Below are 15,289 nucleotides of genomic sequence, written 5' to 3'. Positions count from 1 at the left end.
CGCGTTTGCGGGCCAAAGGCAAGGCCGGCACCGGGTCACGCGCCGAGCGCTGCGCGGGAGGTCGCCCGCAACCGTCGCCCGACCATGTCCTGCCGCTGGCCAATTGTCAATTATATCTATAAATTTAGTGTATTATAGGCGCGCACACGCAACCGAGCCTTGCTCACCAGCGCGGGATGCGGGCCTTGAAGCGATGGCTTCCGGCGGGGGCGTAGAGGTTCTCGAAATCGATCGGCCGCCCATCCATGGCGTGGGTCAGCCGCTCGATATGGATCACCGGGGCGCCGGGCTTCAGCGGCAGGTCCGCGCACAGCTCCACATCCGCCTCTACCACGCTCATGGTGATGTCGGCGAAGCCGATTTCGATCTTGAGATCGGTCTCGATCAGCTTGAACACGTCCACCCGCTGGAGGTCGAGCGCGAGCAGCGGGCGGCCCACATCAAGGGGAAAATAACTGAGATCGACCGACATGGTGACGCCGGCGGCGATCCTGAGGCGTTCGATCTTCACCACCTCTTCGCCGCGCTTGACATTGAGCGCGCGCGCCACCTGGGCGGGGGCCTCCACCATGGCCGCGCTCAACACCTCGGAGCGGGTGGCGATGCCCAGCGGCTCCATCATCTCGCCGAAGCCCTGGAGCCGGCCGAGATCCTGCAACGCGCTGATGCCGCGAACGAAATAGCCCTTGCCCTGATGGGAGGTGACAAGCCCGGTCGCGCGCAGGAGGTCCAGCGCCTGACGCACGGTGATGCGGCTCACCTGGAAGGTCTGGGCGAGCTCGTTCTCGCTGGGCAAGGCGCTGCCGGCGCAAAACCGCCCCTCCAACACGCCGCGCAGCAGCCACTCCTTCAACTCAAGATACTTGGGCACCCGCGGCGCCTTGGCCGCATCGGCCCGCCCGCGGACCCCGAAGCCCTTACGCTCTTCCGCGCAGGTCTGCGCGGCCGCGCCGCGGCGTTCCGAGACCGGTTCAGATGGGGGCATTTTCGGTCCGGAGGGCGGTATGGCGGGTCTCCCGATCCTCGCCCCGTGGGGCCGTCACACGCGGCGCCAAGCCGGCCGCCTTGCGGCACCGCGCGCGCCTCCATCCGGCGGGGCGCGGGCGCGCCGCAGACGCAGAAGCCGTTCCCGCCATATCATGGCGAAGGCGCCGGACCTCGGGCGTTTGGCTATTCTATCCGACCGAGGGCCCAACGCACGTTCTTTCGCACGTCGGGATCGGGATCATCGACAAAGCCTTCCAGATACGGGCGGCATGCCGGCACCGCGATCTCGCCCAAGGCGGCGGCGGCCTCCTTGCGCAGATTGGAGATCTCAGCCTCCAGCGACCGGCCGATGAGAGGCACCGCCTCCGCCGCCTTGAGCTGGCCGAGGCTCCGCATGATCTTCACCTGCACCTGCCATTCGGGATCCTCGAACGCGGCCATGAGCGGGGCGACGGCGCGGGCGAAGCGGCCCTTGCCCAGAATCTCAGCCGCCGCCGCGCGCACCGACCAGTCGCTGTCCGAAAGCGCGCGGATCAGCGCTTCAGCGGCGTGGGCGGAACGCGAGAAGCCGAGCGCGCCCACCGCCGTGCGCCGCACCTCGGCATGGGCATCGCGGGAGGCGGCGATGAGCGCCGGCAGCGTCTCCTCCACCTTCAGGTAGCCGACGACGCCCAGCGCCTCCACCCGCACCTGTGGATCGGCATCATCGAGCGCACGCAGCGCCAGCGGCAGCGCATCCGGCCGCCGCAATTCCTTGATGCCGCGCAGGGCGCCGGCCCGCACCGCCGGCGCGGCATGGGCGATGAGCGGAAAGATGGGATCGGCCGCCGCCGGGTCCTTCAGCTCGGCGAGGCTGTCGGCGGCGGCGCGAGCGACCCGATGGTCGGCATCCACGAGGCCCACCACCAGCATCTGCGCGCAGTCGCGCCCGTCGAACTCCCCGAGCGCGATCGCCGCCTGAAGGCGCACTTCGGGCACACCGTCGTGGAGCGCGGAGCCGATGAGCGCCACCGCCCCCGGCTCGGCGGTGTCGGCCAGATCCATCACCGCCACCCGACGCACGCCCGGATCGGCGTCACGCAGCTTTTCGGCAAGGTCATCGAGGTCGCAGAACGCCTCGAACGGCTCGAAGGTCATGGCAGGCCTCACTTCAACAGATAGGGGATGTTGACGGTGACGGCGCCGGTCGGGCAATCCGCCTCGCACGGCATGCAGTACCAGCACTCGTCGAACTTCATATAGGCTTTCCCGGTCAGTTCGGAGATGCGCAGCACGTCGAGCGGGCACACATCGACGCATACGGTGCAGCCCTTGTCGGCAATGCACTTGTCTTCATCAACGACGACCGGAACGGAGGTGGACGTATTGGCCAAAGGCATGGGGCAGTTCCTTCGATGACTTCAGTTTTGCGTCCAATCACGCCTCGGCCGTGATGCGCTGCTTGTAATAGGCGTCCTTCTCGTCGTCGGAGATCGGGACGATATAGGGCTGGACCGCGCGCTTCTCGCACCCCATCGTGCCATCGTCCTGCTTGCCCAGGAGCACATGACACTTCCATTCGTCGTCGTTGCGCTCGGGATAGTCGGTGCGCCAATGGTAGAGGCCCCAGCGGCTTTCGGCGCGGTAGAGCGAGGCGCAGGCCGCCATGTCGGCGCAGTCGAGGATGGACGACACCTCCAGGGCGCGCATCAGTTCGTGGGCGTCGCGGGCCACCATGACCTGTTCCATATCCTCGCGGGCTTCCGCAAAGCGCTGCTGCGCCAGCTCGTATTTCTTGCTCACCTTCGGCGGCTGCAAGTAATCATTAACGAGGCGGCGCACCTTATACTCGATCTGGTTCGGCGGAATGCCATCTTCGCGCCGGGTGGGGGCCAGAACCCGCTCCTGCTCCGCCAGCACGTCGGCGCGATCGTAGGCGTCGAAATCCACCTCCGCCGCGAAGTCGATGGCATCCTCGCCGGCGATGGCGCCATTGGTGAAGGCGCCCAGCATGTAATTGTGCGGCACGCTCGCCATGTCGCCGGCGGCATAGAGGCCGGGCACGGTGGTCCGGGCGCATTCATCCACGAACACGCCGGAAGCCGAATGGCCCGAGCAGAAGCCGATTTCCGAGATATGCATCTCGATCATGGTCTGCGCATAACGGGTGCCGCGCGCCTCATGGAAGCGCCCGCGGGAGGGGCGTTCCACCGTGTGCAGAATGTGCTCGATATGGTCGGCCGTCTCCTGGCGCAGGTGGTTGAGGCGTAGGAACACCGGGCCGTTGCCGGACTGGAGCTCCTTGTAGAACTCCTGCATCATCTGGCCCGACCAGTAATCGCACTCGATGAAGCGCTCACCCTTTGCATTGGCCGTGTACCCGCCGAACGGACCGGCCACATAGGCGCAGGCCGGGCCATTGTAATCCTTGATGAGCGGGTTGATCTGAAAGCATTCGAGGTTCGCCAGCTTCGCCCCGGCATGATAGGCCATGGCATAGCCTTCGCCGGAATTGGCGGCATTCTCATAGGTGCCGAACAGATAGCCGGAGGTGGGCAGGCCGAGGCGCCCGGCGGCCCCCATGCTCATGATGACGGTCTTGGCGCGCACCACCAGGAACTCGGCGGTGCGGGTGTTGACCGCGATGGCCCCGGCGATGCGCCCCGACTTACCGGTGAGGAGGCGGGTGGCCATGTAGCGGTTGGAAATGAGGATGCGGGCGCGGCGGAGCTGGCGATAAAGCGCCTTCTTCACCGTCTCGCCATTGGGCATGGGCAGCACATACGTGCCCATGTGGTGCACTTTCTTAACGTCGTAGTCGCCGTTCTCGTCCTTCTGGAAGCGGATGCCGAAGCGGTCCAGCTCCTGGATCATCTCGAAGCAGTTTTCCGCGTATTTCAGCACCGCCGCCTGATCGACGATGCCGTCATTGGCGATGGTGATCTCCTTGGTATACTGCTCGGGCGTCGAGTGGCCGGGAATGACGGCGTTGTTCAGCCCGTCCATGCCCATGGAAATGGCGCCGGACCGCTTCACATTGGCCTTTTCCAGCAGCACCACCTTAGCGTCTGGATTTTTCATCTTGGCCTTGTAGGCGGCCATCGGGCCGGCGGTGCCGCCGCCGATGACCAGCACATCGCAGTCGATTTCCGAAAGTCCGGCCGTGATCTCGTCCACGCGAGCCTCCTTCAAGTCCAAGTTGGCGCACAGTTGAACCGTTCCAGGCTCCGGCGTCGGTCAAGGAATTGCATTGCGGAACGCGATCGGTGTTTTTCCTGCGGTCTGAAGGCTTTGCCCGATCTCCTTCAAAAGCCCCCAGGGGTAGATGCCCCGGTCGTGGCCGTCGGAGAAGGACAGGTTGAGGCCATAGCCGCCGAGCAGGCGGACACCGGTCAGGGTCAGGTCGGAGCGCACGGGCGCGTCGAGCCCGGCAAGGCGCAGGCGCTTCTCGCCGGCCGCGGGCGAGCGGGCGCGCAGATCGCACGCCGGCAGAACGTCCTCGGCGCCCTCCTGCCACACCAGGGTCAGCCGGCTCTTGTCCGCGGACAAGCGGATCTCCACCGGAGGGGCGGGGTTCACATGGGTCATGGGGCAATTCTCCGCATCGGGTGGGAGAAGATCACCACGCGCGAGGGCTGCCGATAGCAACAACTTGACAGACCCCGTGCCTCCCTGGGCGCTAAGCGAAGGGCCATCCTCACCACGTCAGGACGCGATCATGGCCTTCGTCGTCACCGAGAACTGCATCCGCTGCAAATACACCGATTGCGTCGAAGTCTGTCCGGTGGACTGCTTCCACGAGGGCGAGAACATGCTCGTCATCAATCCTGAGACGTGCATCGACTGCGGGGTGTGCGAGCCGGAATGCCCGGCCGACGCCATCGTCGCCGACAGCGCCGAGGGCGCGCGGCCCTGGCTGGAGATCAACCGCAAATATGCCGCCGTGTGGCCGGCGATCGCCGAGCGCATCGACCCCCTCGGCGACGCCGAGGACTGGAACGGCCGCCCGGACAAGATGCCCCTGCTCAGCGACAAGGCCGCCGAGGCCCGCTGACCGCCCGCGATCCGAAGGACACCGCCATGACCCTGCCCCTATCCGCCGAAGCCCTGGCCCGGCAAGCGCCCGACGGCCTCTTCATCGAGACCGTCACCAGCGTGACCCATTACACCGACCGCCTGTTCCGCTTCCGCGCCACGCGGCCCGCGAGCTTCCGCTTCCGCTCCGGCGAATTCGCCATGATCGGCCTCTTGGCGGACGGCAAGCCGCTCTACCGCGCCTATTCCATCGCCAGCCCGGCCTGGGCGGAGGAACTGGAGTTCTTCTCCATCAAGGTGCCGGATGGCCCGCTCACCTCCCGCCTGCAGATGATCCGCCCCGGCGACGGCCTGCTCATGCGCAAGAAGGCCACCGGCACGCTGGTGCTCGACGCCCTCACCCCCGGCCGACGGCTTTACATGTTCTCCACCGGCACCGGCATCGCCCCGTTCGCGAGCCTCATCCGCGACCCGGAAACCTATGAGAAGTTCGACGACGTCATCCTCACCCACACCTGCCGTGCGGTGGCCGAGCTGCAATACGGCTTCGACATCGTCGCGGAGGCCCTGGCCGATCCCCTGGTGGGCGAAGTCGCGCGGGGCAAGCTGCGCCACTATGCCAGCGTCACCCGCGAGGATTATGCGCGGCGGGGCCGCATCACCGATCTCATGGGGAGCGGCAGGCTGTGCGCCGACCTCGGCGTGCCGCCGCTCGACCCGGCCGTGGACCGGGGCATGATCTGCGGTTCGCTCGCCATGCTGAAGGACACGCGCGGGCTGCTCCTCGCCGCCGGCTTCACCGAGGGCGCGAACGCCGCGCCGGGCGCCTTCGTCACCGAGCGCGCGTTCGCGGAGTAATCCCGTCCCGCCGCCGGTGGAAGCGGAGGCCGATGACGCGCGGGCGCCGCGTCCCTCAATCTTCCGGCAGCATCTCGCGGAACAGCTCGCGCACCTTACGGCGGGCGACGGCGAGGGCCTCGCGGCCCAGCGGCGTGGCGCTGTAGAGCCGGCGGGCGGAACGCCCCTGGCGCTCCTCCCGCGCGGTCAGGTAGCCCTTGCGCTCCATGGCGTGCAGCATGGGATAAAGGGTGCCGGGGCTCAGCCGGTAGCCGTGCCGGGCGAGTTCCTCGATCATCCACTGACCGTAGACCTCGCCCTCCACCGCATGATGCAGGATGTGCAGCCGGATGAGCCCGGACAGAAGCTCCTGATGCTCCACCCGCGCCTCCCGTGCGCTCTCGCCCCGGCTACAGAAGGTCCAACACCCGGCAAAGGCCGTCCACCGCCCGCGCCCGGCAGCCGGGATTGACCCGCGCCACCGTGCGCATCGCGGTGGTGATGTTCTGCGGCAGATTTTCAACCCACATCACCGTGCTCCAATTGCCGCTCCGGCTCTGGAATTGAGCCTGCACCTGCTCGAACGCCCCCACCATGCCGCGCACCGTCATATCCAGCGATATAGAGGACCAGCGTGGCGCGACATGCAAGTACCGCCCACGCGCCGCCCCTCAGCCGATCTTGAACGCGCGCACCTCGGGCGGCATCTCCACCCCCGGCAGGTTCCTGGGGTCGGCCACCGGCGGGTCCACCACCAGGCGCACCGGCACCACGCCCGCCCAGGCCGGGAAAGCGTAATCCTCCGCCTCGTCTTCCGGCTGGCCGGTGCGCACCTTGGCAGAGGCTTCGGTGATGGGCAGCGACAGCACGGTCGTGGCCTTCAGTTCCTGCGCCTTCACCGGGCGCAGACGGTCCCACTGGCCGGGGATCAAGCCGTCCACGAAGCGCTGAAGCTGGGCCTTCTTCTGGTCCGGGTCGGTGACCACCTCGGCCTTGCCGAAGATCATCACCGAGCGGTGGTTGATGTTGTAATTGTAAGCCGAGCGGGCCAGCACCAGCCCGTCGATGAGCGAAACGGTGACGCACACCTCCTGGCCCGCCACCGCGCGAATCATGCGGCTCGCCGCCGAGCCGTGCCAATAGATGCGGTCGCCGTCGCGCCATTGCAGGGTCGGGGTGACGATGGGGCGGCCCTCGTGCACATAGGCCACATTGCATACGGGCATGGCGTCGAGAACGGCATGGATGGTCGCGCTGTCGTAGTGCGCCAGCCGGTGATAGCGCTTGACGCGGGTACGTTCGCTCGGGGCGCCGGATTCGCGCGCATCAGACTCAGGAGCATCAGACTCGGGGACATCGGACATGGAAAGGAACTCGCCTTCGGAACAGGAATGGCGCACCATCGGCCGCCGGTGCCGGCGCGCATAGGTCCGCCGTCGCGCGCGCGAATGGTGCCACGGCAGAGGACCGGCCGCGCCGCCGGGTCCCGCGCCCATCGCCGATGTCCACCGCCCGAAGCGTCCCATGCCTCTGCTCCCCGTCTTGTCCCTCCCCGCCTTGCCGCTCCCGATCTTGCCGCTGCCGCTCGACCGGGCCGGCGCGGTCACGCTGCAGGAGCAGATCTACCAGGCGCTGAAGTCCCGCATCGTCGCCGGCGCGCTGCCCGCCGGGACGCGGCTTGCGGCGACGCGGGAGGCGGCCCGCGCCCTCGGCGTGTCGCGCAACACGGTGATCCTGGCTTACGAGCGGCTGGCGAGCGAAGGCTATGTGGAGGTGCGCGCCCACGCCGGCGCCTTCGTCGCGCGCCTGCTCCTCGATCCTCGGCCCCCACCGACGACCCTGCCGGCTCCACTGCAATTTGAGGATGATCCGCCGCCGGCGGTGAACGGCCCCCATCTCATCACCCGCGACGCGACGCGCCCGGTATTCGACCTGTGGTATGCCCGCCCCGACCCGCGCCTGTTTCCGGCCGCGCAATGGCGCCGGCTCGGCAACGCGGCGCTGGGCGCCTGCGCCGTGGGGCTCAGCGCCTACGGCCCGGTGGGGGGCGACCCGCGCCTGCGCCGGGCCATCGCCACGCACATCGCGGTGCACCGCGGGATCGCCGTGCAGCCGGAGCAGGTGGTGGTGACAAGCGGCGCGCAGGACGCGCTCAACCTCATTTCCCGCCTGTTCCTCACTCCCGGCGACCGGGTGGTGGTGGAGGACCCCGGCTATGCGGCGGCCGCCCAGGTGTTCGAGGCCCACGGCGCCCGGCTCCACCCGGTCCCGGTGGACGCCGAGGGGCTGGATGCGGCCGGTGTCGAGCGCCTCGGGCCGCGCCTCGTCTATGTCACACCGGCCCGCCAGTTTCCCACCGGCGCCCGCATGAGCCCGGCCCGCCGGACCGCCCTCCTCGCCGCCTGCGCCGCCTGCGGCAGCCTGATCGTGGAGGACGATTACGACGGCGAAATCGTGTTCGATCGCCCCCCGCCGGCCGCCCTCGCCACCGGGGAGGGGCGCGAGCGGACCCTGTTCGTGGGCTCCTTCTCCAAGACCCTCGGCAGCGGCCTGCGGCTCGGCTACATGGTGGTGCCGCTCCGTTTCGCCGCCGCCGCCGAGGCCACCAAGAGCCTTATGAGCTATGGCCAGTCGTGGCTTGACCAGCAGATCCTCGCCGCCTTCCTGGAAGGGGGCCATTATCAGCGCCATCTCAATCGCCTGCGGACCGCCTATCGCGCCCGCCGCGACGCCGCCCTGGCTGGACTGCGCCACATCTTCGGCGACCGCCTCGCGGTGCCCGCAACCGATGGCGGGCTCCATCTCTGCTGCGTTTTGCCCGATGACGGCCCGGATGCCTCCAGCGTCGCGGCAGCCGCCCGCGCGGTGGGTGTGGGGCTGCATCCGGCGGCCGAATGCGGGGTGCGCAGCGCCGGCGCGACCCTCGCGCGCACCCTCCTCGTCGGCTTCGGCGCCCTGACCCCCGACGAACTGGCCTTGGCCTTCACGCGCATCGGCCAATCCCTGGAGGCCCGCCGCGCGGGAAACTGACGCCAGCCCCTTGCCGGAAGCCCCCGCGCGCGACACAACTGCGGCCAAAGCGGCGGCATCGAACGCCGTGCTCCCGCGAGCTTTAAGGATACCTCCCATGGCGCCGGTGAATGATCGCGATCCCTTCTCCGCCCCGGCGGACAGCTATTGGAAAGAGTTCTGGATCGGCGAAATTCCCCATCTCGTCATTCTCGCGCTCACCATCGGCGGCGTCGCCTACATCAGCCTCATGCGCCGGCCGCTCGAATATTATTGGGACGTGGTGGCGGTGGTGATCGCCCTCGTCTCCATCTCCGGGGGCTGGCCGCGGGCCACCACCAGGCAGCAACGCTGGCATCTCATCTGGACCCAGGCCCTGCACTGGGCGGCCTTCCTCATCGCCATGCGGCTGGTGTTCCTGCCCTCGGTGCAGGCGATCGCGGATGTGGATTCCACCAATCTCGTGGTCCTGCTGCTGCTGGCGCTGGGCACCTTCGTCGCCGGTGTCCACGCCCCCTCCTGGCGCATGGCCCTCAACGGCGTGGTGATGGGGCTCAGCGTGCCGGCGGTCGCCTGGCTCGACCGGTCGGCGCTGGTGCTGGCGCTGGTGGCGCTGGTGCTGGGCGCGGTGGTGCTCGCCCTCGCCTGGTACCATATTCACGAACGCGACGCCGACTGACCCGCCGGGACGGTGCCGGCGCACGGTTGCCGGCGCCGCCATCCTGTTCGATATTTGTTCCCATCATCCGATTCGCGCGGGACGAGGGGAGCCAGCCGAGTGCATCTCGACACGCTGAACGACAACCAGCGCCGTGCCGCCACCCACGGCGTCGCCGAGATGCTCCAGGGGGACCGTGGCGGCCCGCTGCTCATCATCGCCGGAGCCGGATCGGGCAAGACCAACACCCTCGCCCACCGGGTCGCCCACCTGATCGTGAACGGCGCCGACCCCGCCCGCATCCTGCTCATGACCTTTTCCCGCCGCGCCGCCGAGGAGCTGACGCGGCGGGTGGAGCGCATCTGCACGCAAGTACTGGGCGCCAAGGCCGGGCCGGTGGGCGCGGCGCTGAACTTCTCCGGCACCTTCCACGCCATCGGCGCGCGGCTCTTGCGCGAATATGCGGGCGAACTGGGCATCACCCCCGATTTCACCATCCACGACCGGGAAGATTCCGCCGATCTCATGAACCTGGTCCGGCACGAGCTCGGATTGTCCAAGACGCAGACCCGCTTTCCCGCCAAGGGCACCTGCCTTGCCATCTATTCCCGCACCCTCAATGCGCAGGCCGACCTCGCCGAGGTGCTGCGCACCGCCTTCCCCTGGTGCGCCGCCTGGACAGCCGAGCTGAAGACCCTGTTCGGCGCCTATGTGGAGGCCAAGCAGCGCCAGAACGTGCTCGATTACGACGACCTGCTGCTCTATTGGGCCGAAGCCGTGCGCGAGCCGGCCCTCGCCGCCCACATGGGTGCGCGCTTCGACCATATAATGGTTGATGAATACCAGGACACGAACCGCCTCCAGGCCGCCATCCTGCTCGCCCTGCGGCCGGACGGGCGGGGCCTGACCGTGGTGGGGGACGACGCCCAGTCCATCTATTCCTTCCGTGCCGCCACCGTGCGCAACATCCTGGACTTCCCGCGCGCCTTCTCGCCGCCGGCGGAGGTGGTGACTTTGGAGCGCAACTATCGCTCCACCCAGCCCATCCTCGCCGCCGCCAATGCGGTGATCGGCGAGGCGCAGGAGCGCTTCACCAAGAATTTATGGTCGGAACGCGCGTCCGGCCGCCGACCACGCCTCGTCAGCGTGCGGGACGAGACGGAACAGGCCCGCTTCATCGCCGACGAAGTTCTCGCCCACCGCGAGGCCGGCACGCTCCTGAAGCAGCAAGCCGTCCTGTTCCGCGCCGCCCACCACTCCGGCCCGCTGGAGGTGGAGCTGACCCGCCGCAACATCCCGTTCGTGAAGTTCGGCGGGCTGAAATTCCTCGACAGCGCCCATGTGAAGGACCTGCTGGCGGTGCTGCGCTTTGCCCAGAACCCGCGCGACAGGGTAGCCGGCTTCCGCCTGCTGAACCTGTTGCCGGGGGTGGGCTCCGCATCGGCGCAGAAGGTGCTCGACGCCATGGGGGAGAGCCCGGCGCCGCTGAAGGCGCTCGGAGAGATGGCGCCGCCGCCGCGCGCCGGGGCGGACTTCGCCGCGTTCGCGATCCTCATGGACAGCCTCGGGACGGCCGATCCCCACTGGCCGGCGGAGATGAGCCGGGTGCGCCGCTGGTACGAACCGCACCTGGAGCGCATCCACGAGGATGCGGACATGCGCAAGGCGGACCTCTTGCAAATGGAGGCCATCGCCGCCGCCTATCCCGGCCGCGCCCGCTTTCTCACCGAACTGACCCTGGACCCGCCCGACGCCACCTCGGCGGAGGCCGGCGCGCCGCTGAAGGATGAGGACTATCTCATTTTGTCCACCATCCATTCCGCCAAGGGGCAGGAATGGAAATCCGTGTTCGTGCTGAACGTGGTGGACGGCTGCCTGCCGTCCGATCTCGGCGCCGGATCGAGCGCCGAGATCGAGGAGGAACGCCGGCTGCTCTATGTGGCCATGACGCGGGCAAAGGACGATCTCGACCTTGTGGTGCCGCAGCGCTTCTTCGTGCACGGCCAGCACGCCCGCGGCGACCGCCACGTCTATGCGAGCCGCACCCGCTTCATCCCCGCAAAAATGCTGAACCTGTTCGAGGCGCGGTCCTGGCCGCCGCCGGGGGAAGCGGAAACCGCCGCCCCCCTCGGCCCGGCCATGGTGGACGTGCGCGGGCGCCTGCGCGGCATGTGGGGCTGAGCGGGTCCGGTTCTCACCCCCGGCCGATGAAGGGCATCTTGGTCGCCATCACCGTCATGAACTGCACATTGGCGTCCAGCGGCAGGTGCGCCATGTAGAGCACCGCGCTCGCCACATGGGCCACATCCATCACCGGCTCGACCTTGATGGCGCCGTCGGCCTGGAGGATGCCGGCCTTCATGCGCTCGGCCATGGCGGTGTCGGCGTTGCCGATGTCGATCTGGCCGCAGGCGATGTCATAGGCCCGACCATCCAGGGAGGTGGAGCGGGTGAGGCCGGTGATGGCGTGCTTGGTGGCGGTGTAGGGCGCGGAGAACGGGCGCGGCACTTCCGACGAAATGGACCCGTTGTTGATGATGCGCCCGCCGCGCGGGTTCTGCGCCTTCATCAGGCGGAACGCGGCCTGGGTGCACAGGAACGGGCCGGTGAGATTGGTGTCCACCACCGCCCGCCACTGGCCGAAGGTGAGATCCTCGAGCGGCACCGCGGGAGCGCCGGTGCCGGCATTGTTGAACAGGAGGTCGAGCCGGCCGAACTTGTCCTTCACCGCCGCGAACAGCGCCGCGACCGAGGCCGGATCCGTCACATCCGTCGGCACCGCCATGGTATGGGGCGAGCCCATGGCATCGGCGGTTTCCGCCAGCGCTTCGGCGCGGCGGCCGGCGATGGCGACGCCATAGCCGTCGGCGGCCAGCGCCACCGCCACCGCGCGCCCGATGCCGGAGCCGGCACCGGTGACGATGGCCACCTTCCTGTTGGCCGTGGGACTCATCGGACGATCCTCCCGTCTCGATCCCGCCCATTCTTTCCGGGGCGGTGATGGTATTGCGTCGTGCCCTTACACAACGGCACAAGCCGGCGCCCGGCTCAAGGGCCGAAACGCGCCTCACCCCCGGTGCGTGGCCAGGGCGGCGGCATCATCGCCGGACCGTCGCTTCGGCGCGGCGCCGGCCCCCCACCCCGGACAGCGCCACAGCCTCAGTCGTCGGCGCGCGCGGCAAGCGCCGCAAGATCGATGAGATGTCCCGCCCGGTCGCGCTTGGCGGCGAGATAGCCCGCATTTTCCGCCGTCGGACGGCCGAGCACCCGCTCGTCCCCCGCCACCTCCAGCCCGGCTGCGGCCAGCGCGGCGATCTTCTGTGGATTGTTGGTCAGCAGCCGCACCGTGCGCACCCCGAGCCGACGCAGCATCTCGGCGGCGAAATCAAAGCGGCGCTGATCCAGACCGAATCCGAGCGCGGCGTCGGCGTCGAACGTGTCATAGCCCTCGGACTGGAGGTGATAGGCGCGCATCTTGTTGGCGATGCCATTGCCCCGCCCCTCCTGATCCAGATAGAGCAGGATACCGCCAGCGCCCTCGGCCATGAGGCGGGCCGTGTCTCGCAATTGATCGCCGCAATCACATTTCAGTGAGCCGAACAGATCCCCCGTGAGACAGGCGGAATGCAGCCGCACCGGCACCGGCCCCGAAAGGTCCGGCCGCCCAACGATGATCGCCACTTGGTCGCGGAGCCCCTCGCCGCCGCGGAACACCACGAACTCGGTCTGCGGCGCACCCTCCAGCGGCACCCGCGCGCGGCCCACCACATGCAGCGTCTCCACCCGCGCCTTACGATAGGCGGCGATGTCCGCCGTCGTCGCCGTCAGCAGGCCCGGCGCGGCGTCCGCCGCCACATCCGCCACCACCGCCGCCGGCAGCACCAAGGCGAGGCCGAGCAGGTCGAGCGCGGCCCGCTCGCGCCCCGTGGCCGGCGTCACCGGCACCGTGGGCGGCAAGGCCGCCTCCACATCAAGCGCCAGCAGGGCGGCCTGCGGCGCGGCGGGCGCCGCCAGGGCGATGCATCCCGGCTCCACCGAGGGGCGTCCGAGCTTGTCGAGGCGCGGCCCCGGCAACACCAGGCGCAGGCCCCGGCCCACAGCTGCAAACGCCTCCGCCAGACGGCCGTCGAACGCCTCCGCGCCGATGACCAGCACCGCGCGATCCGCCTCGGCCGTGGCAAACAGGCGAACCGGGCGGCCGGCGCGCAACTCGGCGATGGCACGGGCGACGGCGACCTTCCCGCCCGCGCCCACACCAAAATGATCCGCTGCCAACACGATGCACACCCCGCGCGTCCCGTCTGCGCCAACGGCCATCCAGCCCCCGGCCACGCTCTTGTTTCCGTTTCAGAAATGGCGACGATCCCGACGGCGCGCAAGGGCGCCGCACGCGCACCGGCCGGGCGCTGCGCTCAACCTTGAGCCGACTGCGGACACGCGCGGAAGCCCCCAGCCGGGCACCGGCGCCTTCCCCTCCGTTGACACGCCGGCAAACCACTCCTACTCCTGTGATGCCGGCCGGTTTGTAAAACAGAGCGGGCCCGTCTCGAGAAGGCCCGCTCAAAGAGGATCAAATCGCATGGCCCTACGCGTGTCGGGAAAGAACATCGACGTTGGGGAAGCCCTCCGGGCTCGGCTCACGGAGCGGGTCTCCGAAGTTCTCGCTAAATATTTCGACGGAGGATGGTCGGGACACGTCACCGTGTCCCGCGAGGGGTCCGGCTATCGATCGGAATGCTTGCTGCATCTTGATTCGGGCGTGAACCTCCAGACCCAGGCCAACGCACAGGATGCCAACGCCTGCGCCGATTCCGCTGTGGAAAAGATCGAGAAGCGCCTGCGCCGCTATAAGCAGCGCAAGGCGCGACTGAAGGATCGCCTGTCGGCGGCGGAGGTGGCGGACCAGAGCTCCGCGGCGCAGAGCTACATTCTCAGCGGCGTTCCAGAATCGGAAACCGAAGAGGAGCTCGACGCCTGGAGCCCGACCGTGGTGGCCGAACAGGTCACGCGCCTGCGCACCATGTCGGTGGCCGACGCGGTTGTGGAACTCGACATCACCGGCGCGCCGGTGGTCGTTTTCCGGCACGGAGGCCATGGACGCGTCAGCGTGGTATATCGTCGATCGGACGGTCACGTCGGGTGGATCGATCCGTCCGCCGACGAAGTCCATTGACCCTCGCCCCGGTATAAGCTAGGCGTCCGCGCCTTCTCGAATTACCGGGCCTTACGCTGCAGGGAACCGATCTATGCCCCTTGCCGACCTCCTCGCACCGAACGCGGTCTTGCCGATGTTGCGGGCGAGCAGCAAGAAGCAGGTTCTCCAGGAGCTGGCTCAGCACGCCGCCCAATTGGTGGACCGCGACCAGCGGGAAATCTTCGAGACGCTCCTGCAACGGGAGCGTCTCGGCTCGACCGGCGTCGGCAACGGCATCGCCATTCCCCACGGCAAGCTGCCCAACCTCGCCAAGCTGTGCGGCCTGTTCGCGCGGCTGGAAAAGCCCATTGATTTCGAATCACTGGACGGCGAGCCGGTGGACCTCGTGTTCCTGCTGCTGGCCCCAGAAGCCGCGGGCGCCGACCATCTGAAGGCGCTGGCGCGGGTCGCCCGCATGCTGCGCGACCCCGATGTGGTGGAAAAGCTGCGCGCCACCCGTGATGCGACGCTCATGTATAATCTTCTGACGGCGACATCGGCGTCCAACGCCGCATAGGCGCATGCCATCATAGTGGCGCGCCATCTGGCGGCGGGCCACGTCGCGAGCGCCAGGGCGCGCGCGTCAGCTG

Annotated in this window: 17 protein-coding genes; 7 read left to right on the top strand and 10 right to left on the bottom strand. The window is 68.5% G+C overall.

The window, feature by feature from the left end:
* Nucleotides 1–163: 163 nt before the first annotated feature.
* From HUW53_RS02930 to HUW53_RS02910, 5 genes are all read right to left on the bottom strand, one after another.
* Nucleotides 164–985, bottom strand: a complete 822-nt coding sequence (locus HUW53_RS02930) for a GntR family transcriptional regulator (protein WP_237344242.1) — start codon at nt 983–985, stop codon at nt 164–166.
* Between the two features lie 185 nt (nt 986–1,170).
* Nucleotides 1,171–2,124, bottom strand: coding sequence for a HEAT repeat domain-containing protein (locus tag HUW53_RS02925; protein ID WP_237344241.1), 954 nt, complete (start codon nt 2,122–2,124; stop codon nt 1,171–1,173).
* An 8-nt stretch (nt 2,125–2,132) separates the two neighbouring features.
* A complete protein-coding gene (locus HUW53_RS02920; protein WP_237344240.1) occupies nt 2,133–2,366 on the bottom strand; it encodes a 4Fe-4S dicluster domain-containing protein in 234 nt (77 codons plus the stop codon).
* 37 nt (nt 2,367–2,403) lie between these two features.
* The gene (locus tag HUW53_RS02915; protein WP_237344239.1) at nt 2,404–4,143 is read right to left on the bottom strand and encodes a fumarate reductase/succinate dehydrogenase flavoprotein subunit; all 1,740 of its coding nucleotides are present in this window, start codon (nt 4,141–4,143) and stop codon (nt 2,404–2,406) included.
* Between the two features lie 60 nt (nt 4,144–4,203).
* Nucleotides 4,204–4,554, bottom strand: a complete 351-nt coding sequence (locus HUW53_RS02910) for a gamma-butyrobetaine hydroxylase-like domain-containing protein (protein WP_237344238.1) — start codon at nt 4,552–4,554, stop codon at nt 4,204–4,206.
* 130 nt (nt 4,555–4,684) lie between these two features.
* On the opposite strand from HUW53_RS02910, the gene fdxA reads away from it, so the two are divergent.
* Nucleotides 4,685–5,020, top strand: coding sequence for a ferredoxin FdxA (gene fdxA / locus HUW53_RS02905; protein ID WP_237344237.1), 336 nt, complete (start codon nt 4,685–4,687; stop codon nt 5,018–5,020).
* Nucleotides 5,021–5,046: 26 nt separating this feature from the next.
* A complete protein-coding gene (locus tag HUW53_RS02900) occupies nt 5,047–5,859 on the top strand; it encodes a ferredoxin--NADP reductase (RefSeq protein ID WP_237344236.1) in 813 nt (270 codons plus the stop codon).
* A 55-nt stretch (nt 5,860–5,914) separates the two neighbouring features.
* Here the strand turns inward: HUW53_RS02900 and HUW53_RS02895 are convergent, their stop codons facing one another.
* The 3 genes from HUW53_RS02895 to HUW53_RS02885 are packed head-to-tail and all read right to left on the bottom strand — an operon-like array spanning nt 5,915 to nt 7,202.
* On the bottom strand, nt 5,915–6,220 hold the full coding sequence (locus tag HUW53_RS02895; RefSeq protein ID WP_237344235.1) for a PadR family transcriptional regulator: 306 nt from the start codon (nt 6,218–6,220) through the stop codon (nt 5,915–5,917).
* A 28-nt stretch (nt 6,221–6,248) separates the two neighbouring features.
* Nucleotides 6,249–6,449, bottom strand: coding sequence for a hypothetical protein (locus HUW53_RS02890; RefSeq protein WP_237344234.1), 201 nt, complete (start codon nt 6,447–6,449; stop codon nt 6,249–6,251).
* A 60-nt stretch (nt 6,450–6,509) separates the two neighbouring features.
* Nucleotides 6,510–7,202, bottom strand: coding sequence for a pyridoxamine 5'-phosphate oxidase family protein (locus HUW53_RS02885; protein WP_237344233.1), 693 nt, complete (start codon nt 7,200–7,202; stop codon nt 6,510–6,512).
* A 160-nt stretch (nt 7,203–7,362) separates the two neighbouring features.
* Here HUW53_RS02885 and pdxR point away from each other — a divergent pair, with 160 nt between their 5' ends.
* From pdxR to HUW53_RS02870, 3 genes are all read left to right on the top strand, one after another.
* Complete coding sequence (pdxR, locus tag HUW53_RS02880) at nt 7,363–8,868, top strand: MocR-like pyridoxine biosynthesis transcription factor PdxR (protein ID WP_237344232.1); 1,506 nt, start codon at nt 7,363–7,365, stop codon at nt 8,866–8,868.
* A gap of 97 nt (nt 8,869–8,965) precedes the next feature.
* Nucleotides 8,966–9,526: a hypothetical protein gene (locus tag HUW53_RS02875; protein ID WP_237344231.1), complete on the top strand. Its 561-nt coding sequence runs from the start codon at nt 8,966–8,968 to the stop codon at nt 9,524–9,526.
* A 99-nt stretch (nt 9,527–9,625) separates the two neighbouring features.
* Nucleotides 9,626–11,686 carry an ATP-dependent helicase gene (locus tag HUW53_RS02870; RefSeq protein WP_237344230.1) on the top strand — a complete coding sequence of 687 codons (2,061 nt, stop codon included), beginning with the start codon at nt 9,626–9,628 and terminating at the stop codon, nt 11,684–11,686.
* Between the two features lie 13 nt (nt 11,687–11,699).
* Here HUW53_RS02870 and HUW53_RS02865 read toward each other — a convergent pair whose 3' ends face one another.
* Together HUW53_RS02865 and ribA are read right to left on the bottom strand one after the other, a co-directional pair.
* Nucleotides 11,700–12,458, bottom strand: coding sequence for an SDR family oxidoreductase (locus HUW53_RS02865; protein WP_237344229.1), 759 nt, complete (start codon nt 12,456–12,458; stop codon nt 11,700–11,702).
* 206 nt (nt 12,459–12,664) lie between these two features.
* Nucleotides 12,665–13,783, bottom strand: coding sequence for a GTP cyclohydrolase II RibA (gene ribA, locus HUW53_RS02860; protein WP_237344228.1), 1,119 nt, complete (start codon nt 13,781–13,783; stop codon nt 12,665–12,667).
* 301 nt (nt 13,784–14,084) lie between these two features.
* Between ribA and hpf the strand changes: the two genes are divergently transcribed.
* Nucleotides 14,085–14,678 carry a ribosome hibernation-promoting factor, HPF/YfiA family gene (hpf, locus tag HUW53_RS02855; protein WP_237344227.1) on the top strand — a complete coding sequence of 198 codons (594 nt, stop codon included), beginning with the start codon at nt 14,085–14,087 and terminating at the stop codon, nt 14,676–14,678.
* A gap of 73 nt (nt 14,679–14,751) precedes the next feature.
* On the top strand, nt 14,752–15,216 hold the full coding sequence (ptsN, locus tag HUW53_RS02850; RefSeq protein ID WP_237344226.1) for a PTS IIA-like nitrogen regulatory protein PtsN: 465 nt from the start codon (nt 14,752–14,754) through the stop codon (nt 15,214–15,216).
* Nucleotides 15,217–15,289: the final 73 nt, after the last annotated feature.

Origin of the sequence: Xanthobacter agilis (assembly GCF_021730435.1) — a bacterium.
GTDB classification, from domain to species: Bacteria; Pseudomonadota; Alphaproteobacteria; order Rhizobiales; family Xanthobacteraceae; genus Xanthobacter; species Xanthobacter agilis.
The sequence above is the reverse complement of the archived record's forward strand: the minus strand, read 5'-3'. Positions and strand labels throughout refer to the sequence as shown.